Annotated in this window: 10 protein-coding genes; 4 read left to right on the plus strand and 6 right to left on the minus strand. The window is 71.5% G+C overall.

All coding sequences use genetic code 11. From position 1 onward, the window contains the following. The 5 genes from D6689_07695 to D6689_07715 form a co-directional block, all read right to left on the minus strand. Nucleotides 1-6,057: hypothetical protein (locus tag D6689_07695; protein ID RMH42566.1), on the minus strand; the 6,057-nt coding region annotated here is incomplete at its 3' end. A 462-nt stretch (nucleotides 6,058-6,519) separates the two neighbouring features. Continuing rightward, nucleotides 6,520-6,825: a hypothetical protein gene (locus tag D6689_07700; protein ID RMH42567.1), complete on the minus strand. Its 306-nt coding sequence runs from the start codon at nucleotides 6,823-6,825 to the stop codon at nucleotides 6,520-6,522. After that, entirely contained in the window at nucleotides 6,822-7,091 is a 270-nt protein-coding gene (locus D6689_07705) for a hypothetical protein (GenBank protein ID RMH42568.1), read from the minus strand. The genes D6689_07700 and D6689_07705 overlap by 4 nt, the downstream gene beginning before the upstream one ends. 322 nt (nucleotides 7,092-7,413) lie before the next feature. Then, nucleotides 7,414-9,240: a DUF885 domain-containing protein gene (locus tag D6689_07710; GenBank protein RMH42569.1), complete on the minus strand. Its 1,827-nt coding sequence runs from the start codon at nucleotides 9,238-9,240 to the stop codon at nucleotides 7,414-7,416. Nucleotides 9,241-9,372: 132 nt separating this feature from the next. Continuing rightward, nucleotides 9,373-9,927 (minus strand): hypothetical protein, encoded by a 555-nt coding sequence (locus D6689_07715; GenBank protein RMH42570.1) that lies wholly within the window; start codon nucleotides 9,925-9,927, stop codon nucleotides 9,373-9,375. A gap of 339 nt (nucleotides 9,928-10,266) precedes the next feature. Here D6689_07715 and D6689_07720 point away from each other — a divergent pair, with 339 nt between their 5' ends. After that, nucleotides 10,267-10,995 carry a leucyl/phenylalanyl-tRNA--protein transferase gene (locus D6689_07720; GenBank protein ID RMH42571.1) on the plus strand — a complete coding sequence of 243 codons (729 nt, stop codon included), beginning with the start codon at nucleotides 10,267-10,269 and terminating at the stop codon, nucleotides 10,993-10,995. 62 nt (nucleotides 10,996-11,057) lie between these two features. On the opposite strand, the gene D6689_07725 is transcribed toward D6689_07720, so the two are convergent. After that, nucleotides 11,058-12,329 (minus strand): divalent metal cation transporter, encoded by a 1,272-nt coding sequence (locus tag D6689_07725; GenBank protein ID RMH42587.1) that lies wholly within the window; start codon nucleotides 12,327-12,329, stop codon nucleotides 11,058-11,060. Between the two features lie 91 nt (nucleotides 12,330-12,420). Here D6689_07725 and D6689_07730 point away from each other — a divergent pair, with 91 nt between their 5' ends. The 3 genes from D6689_07730 (at nucleotide 12,421) to D6689_07740 (ending at nucleotide 16,670) form a co-directional block, all read left to right on the plus strand. Then, a complete protein-coding gene (locus tag D6689_07730; protein RMH42588.1) occupies nucleotides 12,421-13,401 on the plus strand; it encodes an NAD(P)H-quinone oxidoreductase in 981 nt (326 codons plus the stop codon). A 54-nt stretch (nucleotides 13,402-13,455) separates the two neighbouring features. Then, nucleotides 13,456-15,603, plus strand: coding sequence for a M20/M25/M40 family metallo-hydrolase (locus tag D6689_07735; GenBank protein ID RMH42572.1), 2,148 nt, complete (start codon nucleotides 13,456-13,458; stop codon nucleotides 15,601-15,603). A gap of 131 nt (nucleotides 15,604-15,734) precedes the next feature. Further along, complete coding sequence (locus D6689_07740; GenBank protein RMH42573.1) at nucleotides 15,735-16,670, plus strand: deoxyribonuclease IV; 936 nt, start codon at nucleotides 15,735-15,737, stop codon at nucleotides 16,668-16,670. The last annotated feature ends 21 nt before the right edge of the window (nucleotides 16,671-16,691 follow it).

The raw sequence follows: 16,691 nt of genomic DNA on the forward strand, positions 1-16,691 counted from the left end.
CACCGTACTCCACAAGGAGCCGACGGCATCCGAGTAGCTTTGGCCGGCATCGGCGAGATAGCCCATGTCCCCGCCGACTGCGGCGTTAAACAACCCGCCCATGCCGAAGGTTTCGACGGCGCCGACGTCCCAAGTTGGCGGCGTCACCCGCGCGACGCGTGGGCGCGCCTGTCCTTCGCTGCCGCCGAATCCAAGCCACTCGGGGATCTGGCCGACGACGCCGGCGAGCTTCGACATCGTCAGACACGTGGTACACAGCTCGTCGATCGGTCCCATCGGGCTGGGGTCGAGGCCCAGCGGGTCGGCGTAGTCGATCGGGTCGTTCCACCCGAACGCGTACGGGTGGCTTCGCCCCGCCGACCGATCGATCAGCAGCGGGTCGCGCTGAAGAAATCGCCCGACTTCGGAATCGTAGATGCGCGCCCCCATGAGGACGACGCCAAACGGCGTGAGCGGATCGCCCCCGTCGAAACCCGCGCGCACCGACGTGATCGCGCCCAGTTCACCGGAATCACGCCGCAGCTTGCCGTAGGCCGACATGACGACCCGCTGCGCCACGCGCCCGTCCTCGTCCGTCACCGCGGTCACGCCCCGCGCGTCCCCGTGCACGTAGAGGGTGACCGCTCTGTCCCCAGCCCCCCGGCGCACCGCGATCACTCCACCGGGCCCGGGAATGCGCCGCTCGACACGGCGCACCGAGACGCCCCCCTCCACGAACTGCGCCGACTGTACGAGCGCGCCGTAGCGATACTCCTCGCGTTCGTGTTCGACGTCGACGCCCGTGACGCGCAACGACGCCACACCCCCCTCGGGGTCGTAGGAAACCCGCGCCGAGGCCGATCCCGATCGCGCCCACCGAATGCGCTCGAGCCCGTCGTAGCCGAACTGCCTCACCTCGCGTCCCGGCTCCGCGATCCGGACGACGCTGCCCGCTGCGTCGTAGTAGTAGTGACACGTACCGGCGTTTCCGCTGGGCGCCGCCGGCTCCAAGACGACCGGGGCGCGCGGATCGATCGACGCATCCGTCGGCGGTGAAACGGCCATCGACGACCGCGTGACCCGGCAGATGCGATCGCGATCGGTCTGCTGTCGCTGCACGCGTAAGCGCTCCCCCGCCATCGCATCGTCGACCTGAACGACGTTGCCGAGTGGGTCGTAGCGGAAGGCTTCCGCCTCTCCCCAGAACACGAGCGAACGGGCAGCCCGCTCGAGGCGATCGAGCGCGTCGTAGGAGTAGACCGTAAAGTACCCGCTTTCGTTCGCTCGCTTGTCGAGTTGCACCAACGGGCGAAGTTCGGCGTCGTAGCGAACGTACTGCCGCGATATGGCGCCGTCTGCGGTGACGACCTCGTACGACCGTAGTTCGCGGCGGTCACCGTCGGCATATTGGAAACGCTCGGCGACACCGTTGCCGAGCACCGCCTCCCGAACGCGCCCGAAGGCGTCGACGTCGACGGCGCGCCAAAGGTCGAACATGCCCGCCCCGTCCGACCACGTCACGCGACTCATCCGGCCCGCCGTATCGTACGAATACGACACGATCTCGTCGGCGTAGTCCGCGTCGGGCAGGCTGAACGTCAGCCGATCGAGCCGACCGTCGAGCCGGTAGCTGCGGCGTTCGACGTACGGCTGGCCTTCGGCGCCGACCCGCGTCGTCCACTCGGGGCGACCGAGCGCGTCATAGCTATAGTAGACGCGCGTGTGCGGCGCCCCATCCGGCCCCGCCAAGGAGTACGACAGCCGGCCCGCCAGGTGGCGCGCGCCGCGGTGCTGGGGGTCAGCCGCCGGCCGGTCGTAGACGTGTTGCACCCGGGCGTCTCCGTCGGCGCGAAAGTACGCGCCATACCATCGGCCGGACGTCTGCGTGACCACGCGACCGAAGCTGTCGTGGGCGACCTCCACGCCGTTGCCTCCCCATGCGTCGAGACGACTGCGAACGAGTTGCCCCCACTGGTTGTACTCATTCGTCCGCGTCGCCACCCCTGGCTCGTCGAGGCGGAGCACGCGGCCGAGCGAGTCGTACGCCGACGCCCAGACGACCGGATCCGCAAGCGAGTCCGGATCGCCATACCGAGTCAGACGCGTGCGATTTCCGAGCCGGTCGTACGTGCGGCGACTGCGCTCGAGCACACTGTCGCCTGAAACCCGGCGATGCTCGAGCACCCAGCCGAGCGCCGTCGAAACCGTCTCGTCGTAGGCTCCGGCCTGCGGAGATGCAGGATCGAGTTCGCTCGGGCCTCGCACGCGCTGAACGACGAGCCCACTCACGTACGTGGTTTCGAAGCAGGTCGGGAAGCGGGCGTCGTCTGCACTCGACTCGCGCGCATCCACCTGCGGGCCGCGTCCTCGAACGCGACACCGAAGCGTGCCGTCGTCGCGGTACATGAACGTGCTGCCGTAGCGCACCTCGGAGGTGTCGCTGAGCGGATATGGATCGGCGGCGAACACGACGCGGCCGAGCGAATCGAAGACCCGCTCACCGGATCGAATGAAGTCGCCGCCATAGTCGTCGCCCAGCGCGCTGTCGGTGTACAGCGCGCGGCCGAATGCGTCGATGACCGTCTCACTGAATCGATGCGGCACCGGCGGCGACACCGGCTCGGCCGGGATCGCCGCCACGTCGGCGCCGTCCGGGAACGAGAACGTCACCACGCTGCGATCGACGACCTCGTCGATGGCTGTCGCCGCCTCGCCCTCGACGTAGTAGATCGCCGTCAGCGCGCGCTCCGACTCTCCGGGGAGGCGGATGGTCGTGAGAACCGGCCGGCCGAATCCGTCGTAACGGGTTGCTCGCGTGACGCCGTCCGCATCCTCCGAGGCGACGACCGCCAGGGTGGCCTCGTCGTAAAACAGGCGCGTCTTCGGTTGCGCCGCCACGTCCGCCCCCGAGACGCGAATCTCCCGCGGCACCAGGCCGTAGCCGTCGGCGTCGAACATCCACGTCGTCGTTCGGCGCAGTTCCCGCCCACCGGGTTCGGTGCCACCGTATGTGGTGTGCTCGACGACGTGGCCGACGGCGTCATATCGCGCCTGCGCACTCGTGTAGCTGTCGATGAGAGCGCCCGTGTCCGTCGCGTAGCGTTCGGTCACGACTTGCGTGACGCGCCCGCGCCGCGCGAGGCCCGGAGGCAGACCGTCGTATTCATACCGAACGCCGGATAGAAACCCGTCGCGTGGCTCGCGATCGAGTTCGCGGGCCGGGCACGTCGGTTCGTGGCGGTCTCCGGGGCGCGGGGACGCGAGTCGACGGATGTATACGAGGTCGTGAACGGCCGTCGCAGCGTCGCCGGCGGGCTTCGCGTAGCGGATGTACTCGCACACGTCGTCGCCTGGAAACGCGGTGTCGCCCATGCGCAGGATCGCGACGGGCCGCCCATGCGCATCCACGTGTTCAACCCGGGTCGCAGTGGCGACCTGGGCGCCGGGTCGCACGCTCGGCGCCGCATCACCGCGCCACTGCCGGGTTTCCCGCGTGTACACGAACCCGCTTGCGACGCACAACGGCTTGCCCCAGCCGCCGGAGAAATCATACGGATCGGAAGGCGCAATGCAGTCGAACGTCTTGAGGTCGGACGGCAACGCGTCCGCTGGCGGCCCGGTCCAAGTCGCGACGTGGTCGACGGTGCTGGCGGCCCGATAGCGCGAGTCGTTTGGATGCGTTGCCAGATCGAGGTCGACGAGCGACCATGCATCGGTACGAAACCGACCCGCGAGCACGTGCGTGCTCACCGGGAGGCCCGCAAGCGCCAGACGAGCGTATTCGTCCGTGAGCCGGTCGCCGTCGATCGACTCGCGGATCACAGCAGCGCCGCGAAGTGTCGTTTCGCCGTGCATCTCCTCTTCGATGCCGCGCAGCGAGACCACTCGCCGGTAGCCGGACATGCGCCAACGGTCCTTGACGCTGTCGTACGCCATGTGTGCGCCGCCATACGCGCGATAGGTCGGAGCGAACCGCTGCCCGTCGCCGGTCACCCACGTCTTCGACACCACGATCTCGGGGTAGGGAACGTCGTGCGGCAAGGCGGTCTTTCCCTTCGCTGACGCGTAGGCGATGTGGAATACGGCGCCATAACCGTTCCCAATACGGACGAGTCGATGCGCCGACAACGCTCCGCCGTTCTCATCGTCGCCCACCAACCGCCGCACGCGGATGCCCCCGTCCGTGACGGTGAGCCAGTCGAGTATCCCGTCGCCGTCGAAGTCGAGCAGGCGGGACTGCACGCTCGACCGCGGATGGACGCACTCCTCACTGGTGCGCTGGATCGGGACCGGTTTGTCGCCCGCACCGACGGTGAGTTGTACGGAAGCACCCGCGGGCTCGACGACGCCGTCCGGCGCGGCCGCCACGCCGGTTCCGATGTCGACGACGGTGGGCCGCGGGCACTGCGGGTCACCCACGTAACAGGCAAGCGGGCCGTCGATGTGAGCATAGTCGGCGATTCCGTCGCCGGTGAGATCCGCCGCGAGGGCCCGCGCCGTCGTCAAAAAGGTCGCGCTCTGGAATGCATCCGAACACTCGTAGCGGGAGTCCAACGAGGTCCACACACTCGCGTTGCCCGGCAAGCGCGGTCCGAAGCCGACGCCAGTTCCGAGGTACGCCGATGCGCCCACGACGCGCTCCGGCAGCCCGTCGCCGGTGAGGTCGCGCAGACCGCACGACTGGTGCGCGCGCATCGGCGACACGGGCTGCTCGCTCGGCTCGAACTCGACGGAAATCTCTTCGAGCGCGCATCGCGCCGGCGCGCCCGGCAGCACGGTCCCCGAAGCGAAGGGCGAACCGTTGCCGAGGCGCACGCCCTGCTGGTTGTAGAACACGAGCGGGTCGTTTTCGCGCAAGGCCGACGTATGGTCGTCGGGATCGACCCGCTGGACGCCAGCCTGCGTCTCCGGGCCGCACCACCAGCCCAAACCCTCGTAGACACCCGGCCGCTCGGCGATTGCCCGTCGGGCGAGCTCGCAGGAGTCGTAGGTAAATACGCCGACCGGCGCGGAATTGCCGACGACGTCCGGGTAGCCGTCGCCGTTGACGTCGGCCAGCTTCCACAACACGGCGGTCGTCGCCGACATCCGGTAGGGCGCGAACGCGCCGGGGGGCGCGGTCTGACACTCGAGCGGAGGAGGCGGCTGCAGCGGCTGCCAAGACGGGGACCCCAGGTCTCGCAGCTCGCCTCCTCGGACGGCGTAGCATTTCACCCGCTCGAACGGGACCGCCGTGACCGACACCGACAGAGGCAATCGGCGCTGCGGAATCTGGTATTCGGACTCGCCGGGGATCGTGTCGGCCAGCGCATCCCGCAGGCCGCGAATGTCGAGCACGACGAGACGCCAGCGAATCCCCGGCGCTCCGTCGCTCGGCGTATTCAGGTAGACGCGCCACTGGTCGTCGTAGCGCGCGTCTAGGATATCGAGTCGTCCGTCGCCGTTGAAGTCGAGGGCGTCGACCCAGACCTCCGTCGCGGACCACGGCTGATCCGGGTCCCGCTGCACCACATGCCGGTGTCCCGGCCCGGCGGACAGAAAAATCGGCAAGTCTGGGTCGGGCGATTGTTCGAACAGGCGCGCGCCCGCGGGGTCGAATCGCTGCCCTCCCAGGTTGCGATGGAGGATGGCCGACTCGCCCTGCTTGTGAACGACCAGGTCCGGAAGTCCGTCGCCCGTGAAGTCGCGGAGCGTCTGGCGCACGACGCGTACGTCGCCGTCCTGCTCGGTACGCTCGATGGCGCCGACGGCGCCCGCTGGCCAGTCGACGCGCTGCGCGTCGCCGTAGCGGAGCACTCGACTGCCGTCCGGCCGCGCCGTCGTGGCCGCGCCGTACTCGTATCGCGCGAGCGGCCGCGGGTTCTCGTCGGCGGCGGTCCCCTCCACACCGCGCACCCACAGCGACGCGAGACGCGGCTGACCGGTGTCCGCGTCCGGCTCATAGCGCAGCTCGTATCGACGAATGCGCTGAAGGCTCGTCGTGCAGGTCTGGGACGCCGCGGCCAGGACGTCCACCGCCGTCAGCAGGCGCGACCGCACGAGGACGGCGCCGTGCACGACGGTGTAGCCGCGGATCACGCCCGGTTCGCGCTCGCCGTACTCGAGGCGAATCGTGTGTTTCGGGCACCCGTACCGCCAGTGATCGTTGTAGCGAATCTGGTCGAGCTACAGCTCGGGTGCCTCGCCGCCGTCGGGCAGCGCCACCCGCTCGACGCGATAAGACAGCGTGACGCGGTTGCGACTCGTGCCGTCGCCAATCGACCGCAGGAGCCACATCGAGTCGATCCCCAGACCGGGCTCCCGTTGAAAGTGATAGTGGAGGCCGTTGCCGTCGTCGAGGCGCCAGCCGTCGCCGTCGCGACGGAGCTCGACCGAATCGCCGTTGACCGACGGCCGGTACGATCCGGTGGATACGTCCCGGGACAGGATCTGGCTGCCGTGGCTCCCGGCGAGTTCGACGCGTTCGATGGGCGGCTGTGGCTCGGCGAGCGACGTGGAGAACCCGGGCCGGCGGCGGCTGAACGTGTCGTTGACCGCGACCTACGAAAACGGAACGCGCCAACCGACGCCCGCTTCGTGCACGATCGCGTCGCCCGTGTACTGGACCGCGAACGGAATCGGCAAGCCGCCGCGGGCCGGGGGCAAGTTGATCGGGGCGGCCACTTGCAGGCCCCCGGTCGCGGACACGGACCCGGCAGAAAAAGGGACGCCCGTCTCGGCGCCGGCCGCGCCGCTGCCCAGGGGCAACTCGCCCGCGCTGCCAACCCACGCAGAGGTTACGAGCACCGCGACCGTGGGACCCGCGAGGACGAGCGCTCGAAGCGCCGACATGCCGCGCCCAGTCATCGCCCCCCCTCCACGCGCGCGGCAGGGGCATCGAACAGGCCACAGTCTGCCCACGTCGCGGGATCGACCGAACGCAGGACACAGTTTCGTTGGTCCGCGGTCAGGCGCATGCTCCGACACCGCGCCACCGCCGCGTCGCGCTGCGCTCCGCGGGGAGCCTGCACGCCGAGCACGTCGGCGACGTGGTCGACGAGCTGGTCGCAGTCGCCGTCGGGCTGGCCCGGCGACGCGCAGTTCATCTGGATGCCCAGCGCGACCGCGAACACATGCCACGAGGCCGCACGCACACGATGCCTTCCTACCACCATGTCGATCTCCACGGGGGCCGTCGAGCGAGTCGACGCCGCGCGCGGCCGGAAAGGGGGACTGCTCTCGAACGGGCATTTCCGTAGCACGGGTGCCGCGACCGTGGCAAGCGAAAACGACGCCCACGGAGACGGCGTCGCCGTCCGGGCTCGGCCGCGGCGACGACCGGCGACCGCCAGCGGGCGGACACCAATCGGTGAACGCGCAACCGACCGAGCCGGCTGGTAGCGACCGGTTCCGGCCGCGGCGCGGGTCGGCCGCTACGGCGGCGCGCGCTGGCCGTTACAGCGGCGGGCCGGCGTCGGAGCCGAGCATGAACCGGCGAATGACCGGCACGGGCGCGCAGCCGTACGACAGAAACTCGTCGTGAAACCGCTGCAGGCTGTAGTCGTCGCCGACCTTGGTCTTCCAGTCGTCGTGCAGCTTGCGAATCATCAGCTTGCCGAGGGTGTAGTTCAGATACCCGGGGTCGAACGTACCGCGCACGGCCTGCTGGCGCGCGTTGCCGGGATCGGCAAAGGCCTTGCTGCGAAACAGCGCTTCGGCGTCCTCAACCGACATCCCGCGCGCGTGTAACCCGATCGCGGCGAGGAACCGGACGTCGCGCAACAGCGCGTTTTGCAGCATACCGATGCGAACGCGCGGGTCGCCGTCCCCGACGCCGGCGTCCCACATCATCTCCTCGGCGTAGTGCGCCCAGCCTTCCGACATGGCGTAGCTACAAAACGTCTTGAGCACGCGCGAGTCACTGCGCCGCTGGTGCAGCCCCTGCAAGAAGTGCCCCGGCCACACCTCGTGGATGGTCGTGAACAGAAGGTCGCCGCGAAACGGAATGTACGCGCGCTGCATGCGCCTGGGCCACGCGGGATCGGGCGGGCTGATGTAATAAAAGCTCGGCAACGCCGCCGTCTCGAACGGCCCTGCTCCGTCGAGGAACGCGAAGTTCCACCGCATGAACGGCGGGCTCTCGCGCACCTCGACGACGTCGTCGCTCGGGATCGTCACGATGCGGTGGTCGATCAAGAACTGGCGCATCTGCGCGACCTGCGCGCGCGCCTCGGCCAGTACCTGGTCGGCAGCGGGCTTGTCGTTCATGACGCGCGCGACCACCTTGGCGACGCTTGCGCGGGGACGGATCGCGCGCGCCGCCTCCTCGAGATTGTGCCAGTTGCGGTCGAGGTCGGCGCGGCCGATCGCCTCGAGCCGGTCGAGCGGAATCGCGACGCCTTCGGTGTCGCGCACCATCTGTGAGAATCGCTCGGGCCCGAGCGCAAACGCGTCGGTCGCGAGCTTGGCGCGCGCGCGGAGGAAGTCGCGGTACTCCACGAGCGCGTTCGTGCACCGCGCCAACGACTCGATCAGCGCCTTGCGATCGTCGTCGCCCAGCGCCCGCGTCGCGTCGACGACGTCGCGCCCTACGAAGTCGATCATGCCGTCGGTCATGAGCAGCGCGGTGTCGATCCACGTCCGCGGCAGCGCGGCGTCGAGGTTGTCGATCGCCTGGCGGACGAACGCGCCGGCGCCGTCGCACACGGCGCGGATGGCGCGCGCCCGGTCGGCCAACGGCGCGTAGTCGCGCGCGACGTACGCCGACACGTCGAGCGCCTCGACGTAGTGCATCGGGTTGCGCCAGGGCGCGCGCACGACGTCGAGGTCGAATAGCTCGCCGCGGATCGCCGCCAGCACGACCTCGCGCTCGATCTGCGCCGTCCGCGACAGCGCCGCCGGCTCGATCGATTCGAACAGCGCCAGCGCGTTGTGCAGGGTCGCGGCGCGCCGGGCGAGCGCATCGGTCGACCGGTCCGGAAGCCGCCCGTCGTATTGGTGATAGCCGAGCGATACGGCCATCCCCGGATGGGCGTCCATTGTCTCCCAATAAAAGGTGTCGACGGCGCGGTCGAAACGTTGCTGCGGCGTCGGCTCGGAGGCGGCCGGCGCCGGCGACGCGGCGGCAGGCGGCGACGCGGCGGCAGGCGGCGACGCGGCGGCAGGTGGCGACGCGGCGGCGGGCGGCGACGCGGCGGCGGGCCGGGCGGCCGCCGGCGACGGCGAATGCGAACCCGGCCCGCACGCGACCGCGGCGACGGCGACGATGGCAACTCGGCGCATGCGCGCGACTATAGACCAGGCGCATCCGCGGGGCGGCGGCCGGCGCAACGCGGCCTCGCCGGCGACGCGAAGCTGCGCCACGGCGGGCAGGCGGCCATCTGCGCGGCGACGCCGCGGCGGGCAGGCGGCCATCTACGCGGCGACGCCGCGCTTGCGCAGCGCGCGGGCGACGACGTCGAACGGCTGGCAGCCGACCAGCGGTGCGCCGCCGATCCAGTACGTCGGGATCGCGGTGACGCCGCGCTCGATCGCCTCGGCGCGCGCGCGGCGCACGCGGTCGATCCACGCCGGATCGCGCGCCGCGGCGACCGCCTCACCGGGGTCGAGTCCGGCGGCCTCCGCCGCGGCGGCGAGCACGTCGTCGGCTTCGATGTCGGCACCCTCGACCCAGTGCGCGCGCATCAGCGCGTCTCGCACGCCGTCGAGCGCGCCCGCCGCCCGCGCGTACTCGGTCATCGCGAGCGCCGGCAGCGTGTTGGGCGCGCGCTCGGGGGGCCGGATCGGCACGCCGAATTCGGCCGCGAACGCGCGCAGGCGTCGGTCGAACGCGGCCGCACGCTCGGGGCCGAAAAGCTCGGCGACGCGAACCCCGCCCGGCGGGATCTCCGGGTGCAGGTAAAACGGGCGCCAGTCGAAGTCGACGCCCAACTCTCGATTCACCCTGACCAGGGCGCCGCGTTCCGCGATGTAGCAGTACGGTCAACAGTAGTCGCTGTAGAATGCGAGTTCCATCGCGTCGCCTCCCCTGCTCCCGTAGGAGGCTGTTGCGCATAGCCGCTGGCTGCGGTCGCGATCTGCGGGAGATCTTCGGCGTACGTCCTCGCGCCCTTCGGTTACGTATGTTGATACGCGCCCTCGAGCGCTACGGGCGTGCGCCGAACCTCGCCTCGCATCTCGCAACCTCGCTGGCGCGCCCATACGCAACAGCCTCCTAGCGCGCCGGCGGCACCGGCGCAAGCGCGAACGCGCCGCCGGCCGCACGGAAACCGTCCCCACCGGCGCCGTCGTCGCCTACACTGGCCTGCGATGCCCGTGTTCCAACTCGACGAGCGCGTGGTGTTCCCGCCGCCGGAACTCGCCGACGAAAGCGGCATTCTCGCCGTCGGTGGCGACCTGCGCCCCGAGCGCCTGCTGCTCGCGTACGCCAACGGGATCTTCCCGTGGCCGCACGAGGGTCTGCCGCTGCTGTGGCACTCGCCCGACCCGCGCATGGTGCTCGAGATCGGCGCGCTGCACGTGCCGCGCAGCCTGCGCAAGCGCATGCGCCGCGGCACCTACACGGTCACGCTCGACACCGCGTTCGACGAGGTGATCCGCCGCTGCGCGGACACGCCGCGGCCGGGGCAGTCGGGCACGTGGATCACGCCCAACATGGTCGAGGCGTACACGGAGCTGCACCACCTCGGGTTCGCCCACTCGGCGGAGGCCTGGCTCGACGGCCAGCTGGCCGGTGGCCTGTACGGCGTGTCGCTCGGCGGCGCGTTTTTCGGCGAGTCGATGTTCGCGGCGGCGCCCGACGCGTCGAAGGTGGCGTTCGTGACGCTCGTGGACCAGCTCGCCCGCTGGGAGTTCGACCTGGTGGACTGCCAGGTTCACACGGATCACCTCGCGCGGTTCGGTGCGACCCTGTGGCCGCGCGCGCGCTACCTGGAACGGCTGCGCGAGTGCCTGCGCAAGCCGACGCGGCGCGGCGCGTGGCAGATCGATCCGGCTTTGCGCCCGTCGCGTGCCGACTCGGCCCCGCCTGCCGACTGACGCCGGAACGCGCAACCGGCGGCGACCGTTTCCGATCACCGGGCCGGCGGTCGCCGCGGCGGTCACGCGAACCGGACGTACAGGTACAGCAGCGCGGCGCCGGCGAGAAACGCAATCCCGGCCCAGCTCGCGGCCGCGAGCGCGCGCGACGGGCGAGCCTCCTCCGGAACTTCGGCGCCGGTGATGCAGCGGTGGTTGAGCCACGCGAGCACCGGCGCGGTCAAGAACGACAGAATCGTCGCGAGGTCGACGAGCGCTTTGAGATCGGCGAGGAACCGGTAGATGATGACGACGGAGCCGACCCCGAGCACCGCCAGCGCCGCCCAATAGACGCCGCGCGCGTCGCGGCCCTCCCCCGCCGATCCCGGCGCTTCCGGGCCGCGAAACCGCTCCACGAGCACCGACAGCGCGCGCGGAAAGCCGTCGACCACCGTGAGCGTGGTGGAGAACATCACGGAGAACGCGGCGGCGCCGATGATCGGCTCGGCCCATTCGCCGAGCATGTCGGTGTACAGCGCGATGACCTGCGCGGCGAACCCGCCCGCGGTCGACGCGAACGCGACGCCGCGCCCGTACATGACCGCGGCCCCGAGGGTGACGAAGCACAGCGCGAGCACGGCCGTCCCGATGTAGCCGATGTGAAAGTCGAGCAGCGACTCGCCGCGCGTCGGCCGGTGCCCGGTGTCGCGCTCGCGGGCGAGCGTCCACAGCGATTGCCACACGGCCACGTCGATCGCCGACGGCATCCACCCGATCAACGCCGCGACGAACGCGAGCGACGCCGGCTCGACGAGCCGCCGATCCGGCCAAAACGGCACGGCGCCCCAGTCGATGCGCCCGAGCGCGAGCGCGGTCGCGGCGACGGTCGACACCGTCAGCACCGCGACCACCCACTTGCCGATGCGGTCGAGCCACCGGTAGCGCCCGGCCGCGAGCAGCCCCGCGCACACCGCGGTGAGCGCCGCGGCGATCGCGCCGGCCGACGCGTCGAGACCAAACAGCACCTTCGCCAGCCCGGCGGTGACGATGGTGACCGCCGCCTGCACGGTGAACATCGTGCCGACCGTGAGCGCGGCGTACAGCGCCAGCGCCCATCGTCCCCGGCGGCGGTAGCCCTCGAGCAGCGACGTGCCGGTCGCGGCGGCGTACTCCGGGCCGAAGCGAAACGCGGGGTACTTGGCGAGGTTCGCGACGACGACGACGCCGGCGAGGGCGAACCCGAACGACGCGCCGGCGCGGGTCGACTGCACGAGGTGCGACACGCCGACGGCGGCGCCGGCAAACAGCACGCCGGGTCCGAACGCCTGCCAAAACGTGCGCTGCCGGGGCTCCATCGGACGGAGCTTATACCGCACGCCGCCGTCGTGTAGGATGGCGGCGCGGCCGCGCCAGCAGCCGCGGTCCACCCGATTCGGAGCCCGACGCATGAAAGCGATCGTCATCACCGGAGCCGGCGGTCCCGACGTCCTCGCGGTGCGCGACGTCCCCACCCCCGAGCCCGCGCGCGGCGAGGTGCGGGTGCGCGTGCGCGCCACGGCCGTCAACCGGGCCGACATCCTCCAGAGAATGGGGCTGTATCCCGCGCCGACCGACGCACCGCAGGACATCCCCGGGCTGGAGTTCGCGGGCGAGGTCGACGCGATCGGCCCCGGCGTGACGCGATGGCAGCTCGGCGACCGCGTATGCGGCCTCGCCGGCGGCGGCACGTACGCCGAATTCCTCGTCGCGCACGAGCGCGCGCTGGCGCCGATCCCGGAGCGAGCCAGCTGGCGCGAGGCGGCCGCCATCCCGGAGGCGTTCGTCACCGCCTACGACGCGCTGGTGTTGCAGGCGCACCTTTGCGCGGGAGATACGACGCTGATCCACGCCGCCGGCAGCGGTGTCGGCACGGCGGCGATCCAGATCGCGCGCGCGATCGGCGCGACCTCCGTCGGCACGAGCCGCACGCCGGCCAAGCTCGAACGGGCGCGCGACCTCGGACTCGACGCCGGCATCGTGCCGGACGCCGGCGCGTTCGCCGACGCGGTGCGCGAGGCCACCGGCGGCGCCGGACCGCGCGCCGTACTGGAGCTGGTCGGCGGCGCGTACGTGGCCGAGGACGTGCGCTGCGTCCAGCCGGGCGGCTGCATCGTCGTCGTCGGCTTGATGGCGGGTGCGCGCGTCGACCTCGACCTCGGCGCGCTGCTGCGCAAGCGCGTGATCGTGCGCGGCACGGTGCTGCGATCGCGCCCGGTCGAGGAGAAGCTCGCCGCGGCCGAGGCGCTGCGCCGGCACATCGTGCCGCTGTGGGCGCGCGCTCGCGTGCGCGCGGTCATCGACCGGACGTTCGCGCTCGACGAGGCGCCGGCCGCGCACGCGTACGTGCAATCCAACGCGGGGTTCGGCAAGGTCGTCCTCGACCTGTGATCCGGCAAGGGCCTGTCAACGCCTGCCATCGGCGCGCGTGCTATAGGTGCCGCCATGTCAGCGAACCGCGCGTGTTTCGCGCTTGCACTGGCGGCCGCGTGTGGCGGCCGCGCGCCCGCCCCAGCCCACGTCGCCCGGTCATCCGACGCCGCGCAGCCCGATCGCACCGCGCCGCCGACCGGCGCGGCATCGATCTCGGCGGCGGAGCTGCGCGCACATGTCGAACTGCTCGCGTCCGACGAGCTGCGCGGGCGCGAGACGCTCGCGCCCGGCTATCAGCGCGCGGCCGATTACCTCGCGCGCGAAATGAACCGCTACGGCCTGGCGCCGCTGCCGGGCCACGACGACTTTCAGGTCGCGTACACCTTGTACGAACTCGGCTACGACGACGCGCACACGTCGCTGTCGGCCGGCGGCACCGCGTACGCGCTCGGCCGCGACTTCGCGGTGTTCCCGTTCTCCGACGAGGGAGTCGCCGAGGGCCCCGTCGTGTTCGCGGGCTACGGGATCACCGCGCCCGAGCTGAACTGGGACGACTACGCCGGCCTCGACGTCGCGGGCAAGATCGTGCTCGTGCTGCGCCACCACCCGGGCGAGGGGGACGGCAAGGCGGACGAGGCGTTCCGCCGGCACGCGCTGTTCGCGACCAAGGCCGCCAACGCCCGGCGCCACGGCGCGGCCGCCATGCTGTTGGTGACCGATCCGCTGCACCACGACGACGGAGACGACCTGCGATCCAACGCGATCTGGCTCACCCAACCGCTCGACGAGCGCATGCGCGAGCGCATGCAGCGGGCGCGGCAGACGCGCGACGGCGCACCGCTGGTCGCGCTGCACGTGTCGCGGTCGGTCGCGACCGCCCTCGTCGCGGGTGCGGGCCGGTCGCTCGCGGATCTACAGCGGGCCGTCGACGGCGGCGACAAACCGGCGGCGATCGCGAACGCCGGCACGGTGGCGACCGTGTCGGTGCGCGCGCGAACGGATGCGCGCGTCGTCACCCCAGTCGACGTCATCGGCTACCTCGAGGGGTCGGACCCGGCGCTGCGCGACGAGTGGATCGTGGTCGGCGCCCACTTCGATCACCTCGGCGCGTACGACGGCGCGGGGGACACCGTCTACAACGGAGCCGACGACAACGCCTCCGGCACGGCAGGGATGTTGGAGCTGGCGCAGGCGTTCGCCTCGCGCGCACGGCGGCCCAAGCGCAGCCTCGTGTTCATCGGCTTCTCGGGCGAAGAAAAGGGCCTGCTGGGCTCGCGTGCGCTCGTCGATCAGCACATCCTTCCGATCGAGCGCGTCGTGTTCATGCTGAACCTCGACATGATCGGCCGCAACCCGTCGCAGCCGGTCGCGGTGGTCGGCGACGGGTACGGCACCGGCGTGCGCGAGGCGGTCGCCGCCGCCAACGCGGCGGTCGGCTTGCCGATCGAGTTCGGCGGCGCGGAGTACTCCGGCAACAGCGACCACCATCCGTTCTACGCGTCCGACGTACCGTTTGCGTTCTTCTTTACCGGCTTGCACGACGACTATCACCAGCTGTCGGACCACGCGGACAAGCTCGCCTACGACCGCATGGCCGACATCGTGCGGGTCGCCTACGGCACGGTCGACGCGATCGCGTCCGGGGCCGTGACGCCGACCTTCATCCATCACGTCGACTGGCTCGGTATCGAGGTGCAGGCGCGCGGCGGCGACGCGGTCGTCACGGCGGTCGCCGGCGGATCGCGGGCGGCCGGCGCGGGCCTGGCCGCCGGCGACGTCATCCGCGCGATCGGCGGCACGCCGCTGGCCGATCCCCGCGACGTCGGCAAGCGGTTTCGCGAGTGGGAACCCGGCACCGCGCAGGATCTCGTCGTCGCGCGGGGCGGGGCGACGCGCAGCGTGCACGTCGCGCGCGCCAAGCGGGGCTACCTCGGCGTGTTCCCCGGCCCAGTCGACGCCGACGCGCGTAAGGCGCTCGGCCTGTCGGACGACGAGGGCGTGCGCATCCGCGGGGTGGCGCCGGACGGGCCGGCGGGCAAGGCGGGCCTGCGCGAGGGCGACATCGTGATCCGCATCCGCGGATTGCCGGTGAACCTGCGGTCGCTCGGCACCCACCTGGCGCGCATCGGCGCCGGCGAGCCGGTCCAGATCGTGATCGTCCGCGACGGCGAGCGCAAGACGCTCGACCTGGTGCTCGGCGAACGCCCGCAGCGGCCGTAACCGCGGCGGCGAAGCCCGCGGCGGCGCGGCCGCGCCCGGGGTACCCGCGCCGGCGCGGCCGCGCCCGGGGTACCCGCGGCGCGCGGCCGCGCGGACTTGACGCCACCGCGTTCGAAGCCGAACGTCGGGCCATGTCGCCGAACGAGCGAGCCGCTCGCCGCGCCGCCCGCTGCGCCGTCGGCGCGCACATGTCGATCGCCGGCGGGCTGCACCGCGCTCTCGAGCGCGGCGCCGAGGCCGGTTGCGACGTGATCCAGATCTTCACGCGCTCGAACCAGCAGTGGGCCGCGCCGCCGATCGGCCGCGATGCGGTCGCCGCATGGCGCGACGCCCGCGCGACCTACGGCGTCGACCCGGCGCTCGCACACGGGTCGTATCTCGTCAACCTCGCCGCGTCGACGCGCGCGCTGCGCGAACGGTCGTACCGCGCCACCCGCCGCGAGCTGGCGCGCTGCGCCCAGCTCGGCATTCGTTACCTCGTCATCCACCCGGGCGCGCACACCGGCGACGGACACGCCACGGGGATCGCGCGCATCGCCCGCGCGCTCGACCGCCTCTACGACGAGGCGGGCGACTGTCCGACGCGCGTGCTGCTCGAAAACACCGCCGGCCAGGGCACGAGCATCGGACACCGGTTCGAGCACCTGCGCGACATCCTCGGCGCGATGCGACGCCACGCCGGTCGCGTCGGCGTGTGCATCGACACCTGCCACACGCTCGCCGCCGGCTACGACATCCGCAGCGAGGCCGCGTGGCAGCGGACGTTCGACGAGTTCGACCGCACGGTCGGCTGCGACCGCATCGCGGCATTTCACGTCAACGACTCGAAGGCGCCGCTCGGAGCGCGCGTCGATCGCCACGAACACGTCGGCCGCGGCCACGTCGGCCTGACCGCGTTTCGTTGCCTCGTCAACGACCACCGGTTCGCGGGCCTGCCAATGGTGCTCGAGACGCCGAAGGCCGGCACCGCCGGCGACCCGGTGAATCTCGCCATCTTGCGCGCGCTCGCCGGGAAACGCCGCGTCGGGTCCCGCGCTCGCCGGCTCGCGGCGCAGCCGCTGGCGTGATCGCGCCGCCGCGTTCGGTGC

The organism is Deltaproteobacteria bacterium, assembly GCA_003696105.1.
Lineage (GTDB): Bacteria > Myxococcota_A > Polyangia > Haliangiales > J016 > J016.

Bases quoted from the DNA above. Each gene is read 5' to 3' on its own strand.
- D6689_07700 (RMH42567.1), bottom strand. From the start codon at position 6,825: ATGACTGGGCGCGGCATGTCGGCGCTTCGAGCGCTCGTCCTCGCGGGT.
- D6689_07710 (RMH42569.1), bottom strand. From the start codon at position 9,240: ATGCGCCGAGTTGCCATCGTCGCCGTCGCCGCGGTCGCGTGCGGGCCG.
- D6689_07720 (RMH42571.1), top strand. From the start codon at position 10,267: ATGCCCGTGTTCCAACTCGACGAGCGCGTGGTGTTCCCGCCGCCGGAA.
- D6689_07725 (RMH42587.1), bottom strand. From the start codon at position 12,329: ATGGAGCCCCGGCAGCGCACGTTTTGGCAGGCGTTCGGACCCGGCGTG.
- D6689_07730 (RMH42588.1), top strand. From the start codon at position 12,421: ATGAAAGCGATCGTCATCACCGGAGCCGGCGGTCCCGACGTCCTCGCG.
- D6689_07735 (RMH42572.1), top strand. From the start codon at position 13,456: ATGTCAGCGAACCGCGCGTGTTTCGCGCTTGCACTGGCGGCCGCGTGT.
- D6689_07740 (RMH42573.1), top strand. From the start codon at position 15,735: ATGTCGCCGAACGAGCGAGCCGCTCGCCGCGCCGCCCGCTGCGCCGTC.